Here is a 16,627-nt window from a genome sequence, read left to right on the forward strand (position 1 = left end):
CCCTTTACCCCCTCTCTCTCACGAATGCTACATCAAAACAACCATGTGAATCATGATCAGACCAATCAAATAAAACCTTATAGCCATATTTTTGACCTATCTCTACTAACGCTTTCGGCTTGATCCCCTTTGGTAGATATGAATTGATTTTCTCTTTCAACTTAGCAACAGTGAGATTATTATGAAGTTCCTCTAATAACTTTCGATCTTTTTCTAGTCGAGCATTCGGAATTTGTTCCACGACTAGAGAGGTTAGCTTTTCATTATCCAACCATTCACACAAGTGATCTAAATTCCAACCCTCTTCTTCCCAGTTGATATATCGCTCAATCGTCCATTCTGGTAGTATCCCTTTGTGTAAGACAACATCATACCGATAGCAGGTTAATTCATTGGAGAAACTCCCCAATTTAGGTGTCACCTCAACAGTTGACTCTAACTGTAGTTCATCGACCCAAGCATGGAAATATTTCGGATCTAGAATCAGCTCACGTTCTTCTTGCATCTTGCTCTCAATATACTTAACAAGCATCGTTGTGTTCCATTCCTCTGGAACCTGCTCCAAAGCTACACTGCTATGAAACATCTTAAGAAGTCCTAAGCTACGCACATCACCAATAAAGATATGACCTTGTGGACTTAACTTTTGCCATGCTTGTTGTAAAACCTTTTCCAAATAATCGGCATCTGGGAAGTACTGAATTACAGAATTGAAAATAATCATATCAAATGAATCATTACCTACCCGATCAGCTAGCTGGTGAGCAGCTCCTTCTATTAGCTGGACATGTGAAGCCGAAGGATCGTCTTTCAGTTCGAATCGAATTTGCTCCAGTGCCATACTGGATAAATCCATTCCTACATATTTCTCTACATGGTTATAGATCTGATAGAGAATTAAGCCTGTTCCACATCCGATTTCTAACACCTTGCGCGGGCGTAATGCTAATATCTTAGATGTTGTCTCATCTAGCCATTCTCGCATCTGCTCTGGTTCAATCGGCTGCTTCGTATAGCTACTAAGCCAACCGGTCGTGTTAAAACGCGGATCTACCTTTTCTACTTCCTTGTTATACTGGACATTCCACACGGACCGCCACAAGTCAACTTGCTCTAGCGGATCTGACTGGTTTCCTCCATGATCTTGGTATGGCTCAACAAATGCTACCATATGATCTGTCTGGAGATGACCAACCGTTTGCTTTTGAATACGAATAACCGTCTCAGATACTGCTGGATGACTTCGGATAGCTGCTTCGATTTCACCGATTTCAATACGGTGCCCATTTACTTTGACTTGTTGATCAATCCGACCGATATACTCTACCATTCCATCTTCTCGCCAGCGTACCAAGTCACCTGTTCGATACATTTTTTGGCCATCCTTAGCTGAATATGGATTCGCTAAGAAACGTTCCGCTGTTAACTCTGGCTTCTGCCAATACCCTTCAGCTACACTATCACCACCAATATATAACTCCCCGATAACCCCGACCGGAACTGGCTGAAGGTTTTTATCTAGGATATATAAGCTGGTATTGGCAATCGGACGTCCAATACTTACGTAACTTGGATTGGTATCCACTTTCCAAACTGTGGACCAAATCGTTGTTTCTGTTGGTCCATATACATTCCAACACTCAACACCAGGTAGAGCTAGTCGTTTCGCTAGGTCAAGAGACATCGCCTCACCACCGCACAATATTCGTAAATGTGGCTTTGGCTCCCACCCTGATTCAAGGAGAATACGCCAAACAGACGGCGTCGCTTGCATAATTGTAATCTTATGCTGATCGATTAAAGATTGGATCATCTGGCCATCTAGTACTTGATCACGCGTCACCATAGAAATCTTAGCTCCGCAAAGTAGCGGAACAAACATTTCAAGGACAGAAATGTCAAAGCTAATGGAAGTCACAGCAAGCAATACATCTTCCTTGCAGAAATGAAATTCACTCTTAAAAGCTTCTAAAGCATTGGTCAGTGCACCATGTGATATACAAACTCCTTTGGGCTTTCCAGTTGAGCCAGATGTATAAATGACATAAGCCAAATCATCTGGAGCAATAGGGTTCAATCTGATTTCAGGAGCTTGAGAAATCTTTATTGCATCCCGGTCTAACAACACACGGGAAATGGAGTCTGTGACAGAAAGTCCCACTTTTTCCTCTGTTACTAGCACTTTTACTCTTGCATCATCTAACATATAACGGATACGCTCACGAGGATACTCAGGATCAATCGGAACATATGCTGCTCCGGCTTTCATGACTCCCAAAAGAGCTACTACTGTATTTGCAGATCGCTCTACACATACCCCTACCAAATCACCGTGGCGAACACCTATACTAATCAAGTAACGTGCTAGTACATCAGAATGGGAATCTAACTGTGCATACGTCAGATCAACCTTCTCTGATTGAACTGCAATGCGATCAGGTGTAATCAATGCTTGTTCTCTGATTCTCTTTACAATCGACTTCTCTTTTTGATAAATTTGTTCATTTCGGCTCCAAGAAGCTATTTTTTCTTGTTCCACTTGTGTCAACATTGGGATCTGCCCTACAAATACATTCGGTTCTACGGCAATACTAGAAAGCAGTTGCACAAAGTGCTCGACCATCTGTTTAGACTGATCTTCCTCAAATAGATCTGTTCGGAACTGAAATTCTCCTTTGAGGTATTCATCTTGTTCCATCAACGAGAGCCAAAGATCAAATCGTGCTAGTGATGAACTACCTGCTTCCATTGTCTCTGTTTCAAGTGCCCAATTCATATCTGGAACATCAAGCTCTGGTAGTCCAAGAGGCATCGCAATTCCCACTCTAAAAAGGGGCCTACGGGTACCCGAGTCGGAAGGAGCCACTGCATTGACAACATGTTCAAAAGGTACATCTTGGTGAAAAGAAGCCATTTGAGCAAAATTGCGTACTCTAGCTAAAAGCGTTTCAAAGGTTGGCTTTTCGGATACATCCACTCGCCAGACTTCCGTATTTACCATAAACCCAACCAGATCCTGAACCTCAGGTCTCGTTCGACTTGCCCTATAGACACCAATCCCAAAGTCTTCTTGCCCGCTATATCGATAAAGTAGAACAGCAAATGCGGTAAACAAAACTTGATACAGAGTAGCATCATTTTGTGCTGCTACTTGACGTAATTGTTCCATCAGCTTCTTAGTTAACCTAAATTTGATGGTTCTTCCGTTTTGTGTTGGTTTAGCAGGCTCGGATCGTTCATTGAGCAAACGCAATTCTGGCAAATCTTTTAATGTGTTTTCCCAGAATGCTAGATGTTCTGTCCATTTTTTTGACTGAACAAATTCATTTTCCCACTGTACTACATCAGCGAATCGATAAGCTGGAGCCAGGATAGGCGAAAGTGATCCATTTTTTATCGAACTATATTCTGTAGCTAACTGCTCAAAGATGAGTCTTAGTGACCACCCATCTGTACAAATATGGTGTTGTACATAAAGAAGGAGATGCTGTGTCTCTGATAAACGAATCAATTTAAAGCGAACCAAATCATCATGAGCAAGGTCGAATGTGTGATTGAAGTGTGCTTCAATCTCAGCGTCTAATTGTTGTTGATCTACATTACTACTTAAATCTACATAAGATAAAACTTGATCTGGAACCTCATGAATCACTGTGATGGGTTCACCATTCGTGTCTGGGAATTTAGCGCGAAGTAGTTCATGCTGTGCCATCAATCTCTGAATGGCCTTTTCCAAACAATCAATATCTAATTCTCCAATCATATTTAAACGCACACGCACATTATAAAGCTCAGGTTGAGATAATATTTGATCTAACCACCACAACCGCTTTTGTCCAGAAGAAAGAGGGTAATTCATCACTGTGCTTTCTACACTTGCTATAGGTAGTGGCTCACTCTCTTGCAATTGAGGGAGCAAATACTCTGTGAGTGCCTTTGCACTAGCATTTTGGAAAATCTCTTGAACTGAGATGGAGACATCTAGTTCTGAACGCAAGCTATTAGCCAGTTGGAAAGCCATAATGGAATCAAATCCCCAAGAAAAAAGCTTATCATCTGGAGATAAAACCACATCTTGTGGCAACCGTAGAACCTTTCGAATTTGCTGATGTACAGTTGCCTCCACAAATTCAGCGATTTGCTCTGATGATTTTAAGTCCATGATCACAGGCTGTGTTTCTTTTACATCCAAGCTCGTCTGTTCCTGATTCATCCACTCTTCAAGTAAAGGTCGATGGCGACGAGCTGTATATATTTCATAGAAACGTGCCCAATCCATCTGTACAACAATGGGATCTTGATCAGGCATTAAAAGTGCTTTTTCAAAGGCTTCTAAAGCAACCTCAGGATTAAGGGGATACATACCGCTTTCTTTAAATGATTTCAACCGATCTCCAAAAGCCATCCCCCCTCCATCCCATGCCCCGTACCGAATCGACGTACAAGGCAGTCCTTGTCCGCGACGGAAAGAGGCCAACGCATCTAAAAATGCATTTGCAGAAGCATAATGGGATGCTCCAATCGTTCCCCAGACAGCAGAAGCAGATGAGAAGCAAATAAAGAAATCAAGTTTTTGATCTTGGGTTAGCTTGTGTAGCAGCCAAGACCCTTTCACCTTGGCAGAGAAAGCCGTTGCAAGCTGTTCTTGATCCAAGGAACCAAAAGGAATCTCCTCATACACTCCTGCTGCATGAACAACACCAATCAATGGTGGGCAGTCTGTATGAATCACATTCATCACTCGATGCATATCTTCCTCACATGCTACATCAGCCTGAAGTACAAGGATCTGAATCCCCTTCTCTTTCAACTTAGCCCATTCTGATTCGATATGAGATGGGATAGTAGCACGGCGACTCGTAAGAACAAAACTACGAACTCCACGCTTGCTTAAGTGTCGTACCACATGCAACCCTAAAGCACCAAGACCTCCCACGATCAGAACTGTTCCCTGCTTTGTAACCGCAAATGTCTCATTTTTCTCGTCCATAAGAGGTACAAGCCTTGGAACATACCACTTATTGTCACGTAAGAGCAGACGATCTTCTCGCTTTTCACTCAAAATGAGACAAGAAATTTTCTGACAGGCTGTATCCCAATCGGTGACATTGCAGTTAATCATCCCTCCCCAAGCATTAGGCTGTTCCAAAGAAAATCCAACACCAAGTCCCCAAAGCGGCGACTGACTTAGTCCTGCAATCGTGGATTCTCCTTCAAAACCACTCGCTTCTGAGGTAACAATCCACAGTTTCGCTTGATTTTCTCTTCCAGTTAAAGCTTGTCCTAATACCACGAATCCATGGGAAAGAGCAACAGAAATATCAGACAGATCTTTAACCTGATAAAAAACACTTTCCCGTGGAGGGATGAAGATCACCCCAGCTAAATTGTCAGATAAATGGATAATACGTTGATACAGAGGCATCCATACTTCAGAATTTACCTTAATCTCTCTCTCGTCATAGCAAAGAAGTTCAGCTTGCTTCTTATTTGCAGTCAATGCTGTTATCATTGGATTTCCAATCGCTTCATTTGGAGCAATAACTAACCACAAACCTTGCTGACTATCATCCCTTTCAATCTGTACAAGTGGCTCATATATACGCCACTTCATGCCATAGGTTACTTGCTTAGAAGCAAATTCATCATCTTTTCGTTTTCTTTCAGCCTCAACCCTGTTTAAGATTTGCTGAATCAACCTTCTTTCTTTATCCGTAATCAGAGAAGACTCTTCTAGTGAAGCAAGCCACTGTGTTGATTCTACGTCAGAAGTTGATTTCCTAACTTTATGTTTATGTGGATCTCCTTGGTTCTCTAACCAATAACGTCTTCGTTCAAATGGATAGCTTGGTAAAGACACATGTTTACGCTTCACTTGGAAGAAGCTATCCCAAGACATTAGACCCGCTGTATAAACTAGGCCATAGGACTGAATAAGTGATAGTTGTTCCGATTCCTCACGCCTTAAACTGTGAACAACCACCCCTTCTCTTTCCGAAGCGGCAAGTGTGGCACGAATTGCGTTTAAGAGTACAGGATGTGGACTAATCTCGATAAATATATGTTCTTGTTGGCTAGCTATCTTATTGATAACCTGTGCAAAACAAACCGGCTCCCGAAGATTTCGTATCCAATATTCAGCTCCTAGTTCTTCCCCCATACTTTCTAGACCAGTTACAGTAGAAAATATCGGAACCCGGGCTTTTTTTGTATGGATTCCTTGTAATTCTAGTAAAAGTTCATCTAGGATCGAATCGACTTGAGAGCTATGTGAAGCCACATCCACCTTAATCAAACGGCAGAAGACAGTCATTTGTGTTAAATCTTCTATTAATTGCTCAATGGCTAATTTATCTCCTGAAACGACGGTAGTACTAGGACCATTCACTGCAGCTATAGAGATATCAACAGCACGTTGTTTGATCATTTCTTCCACTTCTGTATGCGGAAGTTCGATCAGTGCCATTGCTCCCTTGCCTAGTACTGCCCGCAATAAACGGCTCCGCACGCAAACTATCCGTACTGCATCTTCAAGCGATAACGCTCCACAGATATAAGCAGCTGCAATCTCGCCTTGGCTATGTCCAACGACAACATCAGGACGAACTCCCCACGATTCCCATAGAGCCGATAACGATACATTGATTGCAAAAAGGGTAGGTTGAACCACATCAACATCTGTTAGTATCCGTTCAGTTTCTCCACGAATTCCCAATACAGCTAGAATCGAAAAGCCAGTACATTCTCTAATTAGTTGGTCACATCTTTCCAATGTTTGGCGAAAAACGGGCTCTGTGTTAAATAGCTCACGCCCCATTCCTTCCCACTGTGAGCCTTGACCAGGGAAAACAAAAGTGATCTTAGGCTTAGTTAGTCGCTTCTGTGGTACAATCCCACCATCACTTTTGGCCTTAGCAAAGGCTTGAAGAGATTGACATAAATCGTCACGTGTGGCCCCTACAGCTGCCCAACGAAAATCATTTTGTGATCGTTTGATAGCCGCTGTGTAACATAGATCAGCAACTGCCCCATCATTTGTCATATTCGCTATCAGTTCACTATAATCCCGGGCTGATCGACGGAGTACGGTTAGTGATTGTGCTGATAAAGGCAGAATAAACGGTCGAGGCCAATTAGTCATCCTTTCTGGTGATTCGGTCGCTTGTTCCACAATCACATGTGCGTTGGTCCCACTAAAGCCAAAAGCACTTACACCAGCTACTCGTCGCTTATTACCTTCTGGCCATTCCATATTCTCTTTAACAATGTGAACGTCTAATTCACTCCAGTCCACATTAGGATTCGGCTGCTCAAAGTGAATGGTTTTTGGGATTATTCCATGATGCAAAGCTAGCACCGTTTTAATTAATCCGGCAATTCCTGCAGCACCTTCTGTATGACCTAAATTGGATTTAACAGATCCTACCATTAGAGGTAATGGAGATTCATTATTCTTTCTAAATACCGAATGAAGAGCATTAATTTCAATCGGATCTCCCAAAGGTGTTCCCGTACCGTGCGCTTCAACATAAGATACATCCGCAGTTTGAACTCCAGATTCCTCTAAAGCACGTAAAATAGTTGCTTCTTGAGCTAAGCCATTTGGAGCGGTAAGTCCATTACTTCGTCCATCTTGGTATACTGAACTACCTCTTAACACAGCATAAATCCGATCACCGTCACGTTTTGCATCGGACAATCGTTTTAATACTAATAAACCACATCCCTCACTCCGTACATAACCATCAGCCGCCGCATCAAAAGGCCGACAGCGACCGGTAGGTGACATAGCTTGCATTCGACTAAAATAAATCGTTCCTTCAGGGCTTAGTAGTACATTAGCTCCCCCTGCTAATGCCATATGACATTCACCCATACGAAGTGCTTGCATAGCTAGATGAACTGATACAAGAGATGAAGAACATGCTGTATCGATTGCCATACTAGGACCATGTAGTCCTAGCCAATAAGAAATACGTCCAGCTGCAATACTATGAGCGGTACCTGTACCTGCATATGCATCAATTGCCGTTGGATCACCAGAGTAAAGAGCTCGTTCAATATAATCGTTCGAACAGAGTCCCACATATACACCTGTTAGGCTTTCGCGCAACATCTCTGGGGAATAACCAGCATCTTCTAAAGCTTCCCATCCTGTCTCCAGAAGGAGTCGATGTTGTGGGTCCATACTTATAGCTTCACGAGGTGAGATTCCAAAAAACTCCGGTTCAAACTGATCAATTCCTTCTAAAAATCCACCCCAGCGTGTATACATCGTTCCAGGTTTATTCCGATCCTTATCATAAAAATGATCGATATCCCAACGTGAATGAGGAACTTCTGTAACCGCATCTTTACCTTCCAGCAGTAGTCGCCAAAGTTCTTCTGGAGTGGAAACTCCTCCAGGAAAGCGACAGCCCATGCCAACGATGGCTATCGGCTCTTGCATAGATAGAGACTTGCGGACGGGAGCACTCTTCTTTTTCTTTTTTTCTTGGACTGTCAGATATTTCGAGTACAAATATTGAGCAATCTCTTGCACTGTTGGATAGTCAAAAACAATTGATGTAGGCAGTTTTTCTTCAATCCATTTAGAAATAGCATTACGTAACTCTACTGCCATGAGAGAATCTAATCCCAATTCTTTAAATGGTTTTGAGACATCTACATCTTCTACTTCGGAATAGGCCAATATCTTTGCTACTAATCGTCGAACTTCATTTTGAACCACTAATTCAGCTTCTTCAGATGATTGCACTTTGATTTGCTCTAAAAGAGTACTCTTCTTACGTGTAATAGATGATTTTTCACTTTTTCGTACTAATTTATGGAATAACATGCTATATTCGCTACTTTGGGACACCTGATCCATATCGAGGGCAAATGCTCCTACCCTTGGTTTACCAGTTTGTACTGCATGATCCAATAGGGATAGCCCAAACGCAGGCTCTACAAAGCCAATCCCCCGACGTATCCATCGGTCTACATCACTATCTTTTAGGCCTGCTGCCATTCCAATTTCCGCCCAAGGTCCCCAATTGATACTTGTCGCCGGAAGTCCTTGTGCCCTTCGAGTTTGAGCCAATGCATCCAGATAAGCATTCGTTGCTGCATACAATCCTTGTCCAGCAGACCCCAACATAGAAGTAACGGAAGAAAAGAGAACAAAAAAGTTAAGGGATTCCGACTTGGTTTTTTGATGTAATAGCCAAGCTCCAGCTACTTTCGCCTTCAAAGATTCGTGAAAATTAGCAGGGTTCATATTTTTAATGACCCCATCATCCACCACACCCGCGGCGTGAATCACACCCATCAAGGCAGGAAGTCCAACTAACTCTTCAAAAATGGAGTCCATTTGTACAGGATCACTGATATCAGCTTGTAGGATATGAATCTTTGCACCTTTTTCTTCAAGCGAAGCAATCTGAGCCAGCGCTTGCTTCGAAGGTTTAGAACGACCCACTAACACTAAGGTTTGTGCACCCTTTTCCTCTACCAGCCAATGAGCCACATGTAAACCCAGAGCACCTAATCCACCTGTAATTAATACCGTACCAGTAGAGAGATTTGCAAAAGCATCTTTCTTTTGTGGTGGAACTAATACGATTTTCCCTCTATGTTTTGCTTGAGCCATAAAGCGAAATGCTTGTTTTGCATGAGTTAAAGCAAAGGTTGTTGAAGTTAATGGACTTAGTTCCTTATTTTCAAACCTATGACTTAAATCATTAAACATCCGCTGAATTACATCGGCTTCCACTTCTAAGAGATCAAAATGAGTATATGTTACCTCTGGATATTGGATCGCAATCTTTTTTGGATCGCGAAGGTCTGTTTTTCCTAGCTCAATAAATCGTCCACCTTCTTGAAGCAAGGACAAACTCTCATCGATATAAACACCCGCAAGGGAATTTAAAACAACATGAACTCCTTTATCACCCATACGCTCACGGATTTGACGAGCAAAATCAACCGTTCGAGAATCAAAAACATCTTCGACTCCCATGGTTCGTACAAGATCATGCTTTTCTTTACTTGCTGTAGCATATACTTTCGCCCCACGCAATTGTGCAAGCTGTACTGCTGCCATTCCTACACCACCTGCAGCAGCATGGATCAAAACAATTTCATCTGGCTGTAAGTTTGCTAACTCATATAAAGCATAGTATGCAGTTAAGAAGGGCATCGGAATCGTTGCGGCATCGACAGGGGTTAAATGCTTTGGACATTTCACGACATAACGAACATCGGACTTGACAATTCTTCCGAAACAACCACCTGTTAGTGCCATCACACGGTCTCCAACTTGCAGATCCTGTATATTCTGCCCTACAGATGTAATGATTCCAACACATTCTCTGCCTAATGCTCCTGCATCTCCTGGATACATTCCCAATGAGTCAAGTACATCTCGAAAGTTAAGACCTGCAGCTTCAACTTCGATTTCTACTTCATTGGGTCCCACTTCTTCCCATTGAGTCGTTACAAATTCTAATTTGTCGATTTCACCTCGTTCTTTAATCACAAGCTGATAGGCTTCCGTTTGCGGAATAGTAAGCTTCTTTTCATCTATCTTTGTACCGCGCTGTAGTCTTGCCGCTAGTACTTGTTGGTCACGAATAACGAGCTGGTGCTCAATGGATGTTTCATCCCTTGCAATCATCATCAGTTGTTCATATAACGAGTTGGTGTACAGAACTTGTTTTTCTAAATCAATGAGCTTTACCTGTAGCTCAGGATGCTCTAACATGAAGCAACGAACTAATCCCCAAACAGCATACTGTTCACTATAAACGGATTCATATTCAGTGGTTGCGACCGCCCCGTTTGTCACCCAAAGGAGTCTTTTTTCTAGATTTGAATTACTTCCAATCACACCTTGCATAATAGCCGTCGCCCATTGTAATTGAGTGTGGACCTGTGCAACTGGTTCATGCTGTTTTTTCTTCACAGAATCCAGCACAGCGATATATATTGATTTCTTATTCTCAGCTGCCAATTCGTCTAGAAGTTGCCTGATATCATTAGAATTCCCATATCGAACTAAAAAGCTATCCTGCCCTAAACGCTGATATGTTTCGGTAACCCTTACCTTTATACAATCTTCATCGAAGGCACATACTTGACTAGCAAAATCGTTACATATCTCTTCATCTTCTGCAATGACAACCCATGTATTAGAAGGTGGTATCGATTTACGTTGAATATGGATCGGTTCCCACTCTATAAAGTAGGTGGAATTCTGCAATGAGTCATTATGATAGTTGGCAAATGCTGTTCGCTCGATACGATTTAAACTAATTTGGCCCGCTTTAGCGATGACTTGACCTTTCTCATTTAAAAAGAGGATCTCTCCTACCAACGCTTGTTCACTATTTCGATTATTCCACTTCGCATAAACCCAAAGTTGTTTAAAATGCGGTTGATAGAAGGTAAAGTCGTTTATTTCAAAAGGTAAATATACATGAGAAGATGAAACTCGATCGGCCAACAGAACTTGTAATCCAGCATCAAGTAAAGTGGGATGAATCTCCATCATGTCCATCTCTTTAAACTGTGAGTGGATTTGTAATTGAGCAAGTGCTTCTTGATCAGATAAGTGAATTTCCTGAATTGTTCGGAATGACTCCCCATATTCTAGTCCTGCATCCATAAAATGCTCATAGAGATCCTCTTGATCCATTTTCTTTATAAAATCATCGCAAACTTGTGGTAAATCGAGCTCGAACTCAGGCGATATTCCTTGTTGTAACCAAAGAGTTCCACTCACATACAAAGTCCAATCACGTGGTTCTTCTGTCGAATAAGAAGCATAGATTGATAGATGATACTGATCATCTTGGTCGTGTTTTTCCAGATGTAATTGAATAAAGCAAGGTGATTGTTCATCTATAAACACGGGGCGCCTAATGATAAACTCACTAAGTGTCCAATCATAATCAAAAAATTTATATTGAATTGCTGCTCTTACCAGATTGATTAGAAAAGCAGCCGGAACCACCGATTTACCAAACACAATATGTTCCTTTACATACTGCTGTGATGGTTGATGTAAATGGGTTTCAAAAATAAAGCCTCTACCTGCTAAATCCATAATTCGATCAAACAGAGAATGACTTACTTCAATGGATACCTTCTGGTCACTTTCTATATCGTGATCAAGCCAATAGCGTTGGCGCTGAAATGGATAAGTCGGAAGATCTATCCAATTATGTATATCATGATCTTCTTCCCAATGAATCTGCCAACCCTGTACGTACATTCTAGCGATGCTTTCACTAAAAGTGGACTGAGCATTACGATTTTTTCTCATCGAAGGGTATAGCTCATATTTCTTATCATCTTGAAGTGTAGAATCAACCGAGCTTAAAAGAACAGGGTGAGGACCTATTTCTATATAGTAATTGATATTGGCTTCATCCATTGTTCGAACACAATCAACAAAACGAACCGGTTGTCGAACTTGTTGAACCCAATAAGAAGGCTCCATTATTTCCGTCGTTACGAATTGTCCTGATACACTACTAACAAAAGGAATACTGGGCTCATGATACTGAATCGTATTCGCAATTTGTTCAAACTCTGATAACATCGGGTCCATCATTGGTGAATGGAAAGCATGTGAAACCACCAGTTTCTTGACTTCCAATCTATCTGCTTCTAACTGTTCCTTTAATTCATCCACCGCTTTACTTTCTCCTGAAATAACAACCTGCCCAGGACTATTTATTGCAGCGATAGATACACGATCTTCATATCCTTGAAGAGCAGCTAATACCATATCTTCATCAGCTCGTACAGCTAACATCGAGCCTTGGTCAGGTAAATTTTGCATGAAGGAGCCACGAGCTGCTACTAATTTAACAGCATCATAAAGATTAAAAACCCCTGCAATACAGGCTGCAGATATTTCTCCTATACTATGACCAGCAACAATATCTGGCTCAATCCCCCATGAACGCCATAAGGCAGCTAAGGCATACTCGATCGAGAATAATGCTGCTTGTGTATATTTTGTTTGGTTAATATCTTCTTTTCCTTCACCCCATATTATCTTATAGATTGATTCTTTTAATAATGGTTGAAATAGTGCATCACACTGATCCAATGCCTCCTTAAAAACCGGTTCTTTTTCATAAAGGCTTTTTCCCATTCCTACATATTGAGAACCTTGACCCGTAAATAAAAAGGCTAATTTCTTTTGTGTTTCTTTGTTCTGACAGATGGCTGTATAAACTTCCTCTTCAGAGCCTTGTAGGTATAAAGACAGCTTTTCTATCGCCTCTGAACATGAGGAGACAGTCATCGCAAGACGATGAGCATGATGAGCCCGCTTCGCATTCAATTGAAAGCATAAATCTCCCAACTTCATTTCCGGAATAGAACGAAGTACCTGAATTAACTGTTCAACTCGCTCACGTAATGCTTCTGAGCTATGCCCTGAAAGAGTTAAAACATACACTTTATCATTCAAAGCAGGAAGCTGCTTACTAGCCTCAGCAAGAGGATAAAGAGAATGACTATGCAAACAGGCTCCTTGAAGGTAAAGCTCTTTAGCTAATTCCAATAATGATTCTTTTTCATTGGTTTCTCGCCAAAATGTCGATAAAATCATCGTATTTTTATTGTCAATCTCAGCAATTTGCTCCAATGCTTTTCTTAAAACGGGGTGTGGGCTTAACTCAATCCAAATGATTGGTCTTCTCGATCTATTTTCCGCAAATCTTACTGCTTGCATAAATTGGACCGGTTGACGTAAATTACGTGCCCAATAATCGGCGTCTAACTCTGGACCATCTAACTGGGCTCCTGTTACAGTCGATATCATACGAATTGAACTATAAACCGGCTTAACACCTGATACCTTTTGGCGAAGCGGCTCTACCAATGGCTCCATTTGCTGACTATGTGAAGCGTAAGCAATGTTTACTCTACCCACTCTAATTCCCAATGATTTAAATACTTCTGTGGCTTGAGCTAGTGCTTCATTATCACCTGATAAAATGGTAGTGAACGGGCTATTATATCCTCCAATTTCTAGCGAATTTTCTAATTCTGTTCTTTCTCTAAGAATACGTTCGGCTTCGTCGCTTTGTGTATTTACTACAATGACTCCACCTTGGCCAGCAACAGTCTTAGCTAACCGACTCCGAGAAACAATGATTCGTGCTGCATCTGAGAGAGTTAATTTTTCAGCTACATAAGCTGCTGCTACTTCTCCCATACTATGACCTATTACTACATCCGGCTTTATCCCCCAAGTCCGTAAAAGGGCAGCGATCGAGACTTGAATCGAAAAAAGAACAGGTTGAACCACGTCTGCTTCATGGAGATTACTGCTTTCTTGTGTAGCACAAAGTTCTTCCAGAATAGAAATACCTGCTTCTTCTCGAAATACTTTCTCACACTTCTCTATTTCTTTACGAAAAGCTGAATCACAGTTTAAAAGGCTTCGCCCCATACCTAACCATTGACCACCATGACCAGGAAATACAAATCCATATACAGGTGGTTCGCTAACTAAGTCTCGGTCATTTCGATATTCACTAATTCCTGAAGCCAACTGATGAAATAAAGAGGAGGATGATTTTCCTAGTGCTACAAAACGTGCCATCCCTTCAATATTTTCATTCATCGCTTCCATGCAAACATTCTCTAGCTCTTGATCCCCTTTTACATCCGATAAAATCGGCAATAAGCTAGCCATTCGTTTACGCAATTCCTGCTGATTTTTTCCAGAAATTGCCATCATGCGCATTGAACTACCTGGAGGCTCTTCAACAATGACATGACAATTGGTTCCGCCAAAACCAAAGCTACTAATTCCAGCTCGACGGGGTGAATCGCCACTAGGCCAACTTATTCTTTGATCAACAACTTTGATATTTAATTCTTCAAAGTCAATATGTGGATTCGGATTTTCATAATGCAAAGTCTTAGGGATTGATCCATGACTAAGACACAATACTGCTTTAATCAAACCCGCAATTCCTGCAGCAGATTCTAGATGCCCAAAGTTAGTTTTTACTGAACCAATTAAAAGTGGTTCATCTTCAGATCGTCCTATACCATATATAGCTCCTAGTGACTCTGCCTCTATTGGATCACCTAAAATCGTACCAGGTCCATGTGTTTCAACATATTGAACTGTAGCAGGTGCAATCCCTGCACTCTCACATGCAGCACGAATCACAGATTGTTGTGCATAAGGGTTAGGTGCAGTTAAACCATTACTAAATCCATCATTATTCGCAGCATGTCCGCGAATAAGAGCATAAATACGATCGCCATCTTTAAGAGCACGAGATAATGGCTTTAAGAGGACAACTCCAGCTCCTTCTCCACGAACATAACCATTTGCTCGGCTATCAAAAGCTCTACACCTACCGTCTGGTGACATCGCTCCAAACTTAGTCATTGCGACAGTACTATGTGGAGATAAAATCAGATTAACTCCACCGGCAATCGCCATCTCTGATTCACCTGATTGAATACTTTGACAAGCCAAATGTACAGAGATTAGGGATGAAGAGCATGCAGTATTCACAGTCATACTCGGACCTTCTAGTCCAAAAACATAAGAAATACGAGCAGATATAATACTTGTATCTTGTCCAGTCGCAGTATGCTGAACAATTCCTGTTGTATCACTTCTGCCTTTTCGTGCATATTCATTCCACATTGCCCCCATAAACACACCTGTCATAGATTGAGCAAGCGAAGAAGGCTGAATTCCTGCATCCTCAAACGCTTCCCAAGCTAATTCCAGTGATAGACGCTGTTGTGGGTCCATTTCAATGGCTTCTCGTGGCGAAATACCAAAAAAATGCGGATCAAAACGTTCAATTGAACGTAAAAAACCACCCCAACGTGTCGTCATCTTACCAGGAGAATGAATATCAGTATCATAATATTGATCAATATCCCAACGTTCAGGTGGCACTTCGGTAATGGTATCTACCTCATCACAAAGTAATTCCCAAAATTGGCTTGGCGAGTTCACATCTCCCGGAAAACGACAAGCTATCCCAACAATGGCTATATCTTCATTTATGGTATGGTTTGGACTTTTGGAAAATGATTGGTTCGGTAACTCTATATTCTCTTTATTTAAATCAATCATTAATCGACGGACGAGAGAGTCAACAGTTGGACACTGCCAAGGAAGGGTTGCTGGAAGTTTTCTCCCCAGTCGATCACCTAAACGGGCCAACAATTCCCCAGCAATTAACGAATCAACTCCATAATCCCTAAAACGAATTTTCGGATCGATCTCAGTAGCAGGCACTTTAAGTAGCTCTGCTAACTCCATCAGGACTAATTGCTGTAAACCTTTTTGGTCATGATCATGATTGACTTGTTTATGTTTATTATCAAATTGATTTTTCGAATTACCCATAGGAAAATCCCCTTTTCCAAACATTACTATAAAATACCAATAAATCAAATAATTTATAGCTTGTTACAAGTCCGCTCACTTATCTATTAGAGCTTAATCGATCCAGTGAACCTCTTTAAGCTTATCTATAAAATACTCCTAATCTTTTAAGAATAAGTCGATCCTATGCAAAAGTGATTCGCTCCCATTCTAGGAAAACCCAGTTATTGTCATATTAAATATTTGATTCCA

General features: G+C 41.4%; 1 protein-coding gene. It reads right to left on the bottom strand.

What is annotated here, in order from left to right:
- Nucleotides 1-4: 4 nt before the first annotated feature.
- A complete protein-coding gene (locus tag DL897_RS11490; protein ID WP_168188772.1) occupies nucleotides 5-16,396 on the bottom strand; it encodes a non-ribosomal peptide synthetase/type I polyketide synthase in 16,392 nt (5,463 codons plus the stop codon).
- Nucleotides 16,397-16,627 lie beyond the last annotated feature (231 nt).

Source organism: Thermoflavimicrobium daqui, from assembly GCF_003313465.1.
Lineage (GTDB): Bacteria > Bacillota > Bacilli > Thermoactinomycetales > Thermoactinomycetaceae > Thermoflavimicrobium > Thermoflavimicrobium daqui.

What these genes read in the sequence shown, in the direction of transcription:
- DL897_RS11490 (WP_168188772.1), bottom strand. Translation starts at nt 16,396, where the DNA reads ATGGGTAATTCGAAAAATCAATTTGATAATAAACATAAACAAGTCAAT.